The organism is Bartonella sp. TS25HLJMH, from assembly GCF_042193505.1.
Taxonomy (GTDB): Bacteria; Pseudomonadota; Alphaproteobacteria; order Rhizobiales; family Rhizobiaceae; genus Bartonella; species Bartonella grahamii.
In genome coordinates, this window is sequence record NZ_JBHILV010000119.1 from 1 (window position 1) to 508 (window position 508).

Consider the following 508-nt stretch of genomic DNA (forward strand, 5'->3'; position numbering starts at 1 on the left):
CCCATGACAGTTCCCGCTTCAATGAATGCTCCTGATGCAAACACCACTTCTTCGTTTGACATATCAGGGTCGTAGGGTCCAAGATAAGCGCCATTGCGTACGTCGTCATAAATAATATTCGTCATTTCACTGCCCTCCAAGCTGCTTCCCATTTTGCGTGAATCTTTGCCTTGCTCGTCCCATCACTATGAGGGGCATAAGGCGAGACTTTTAAAGACGCGCTTTGAGAGCTAGCAGCCGTCAACACACACTGGCGTGCTTTCTCGAGACTCATACCGTTTTGAATAGCTTTTGCTGCGTCAAAAGAAACGCCTAAGTGCTTTGCTTGCCTTTCAAGGGTTGTTAGTGCTTTTGCGCGCTTTCTTTCTTTTTCAAGAGCAGCTTTTATGTTTTCCTGCTTGTCCTCACTGTCTTCATCCTCATCTTCGTTTTCTTCTTCATCGTCGAAGTCTTCGGCGTTTTTGTCGATGTCACTATCGTCTTCGTCCTCTTCCTCGTCATTGATGAT

General features: G+C 46.3%; 1 protein-coding gene and 1 pseudogene. Both read right to left on the reverse strand.

The annotated features are described in order from the left end of the window. A pseudogene (locus tag ACFINF_RS09570) lies at nt 1-125 on the reverse strand (head decoration protein); the annotation flags it as partial. Then, nucleotides 122-508 (reverse strand): hypothetical protein (locus ACFINF_RS09575; protein ID WP_375620635.1); only part of this gene is annotated, 387 nt, incomplete at its 5' end. The pseudogene ACFINF_RS09570 and the gene ACFINF_RS09575, both read right to left, overlap by 4 nt.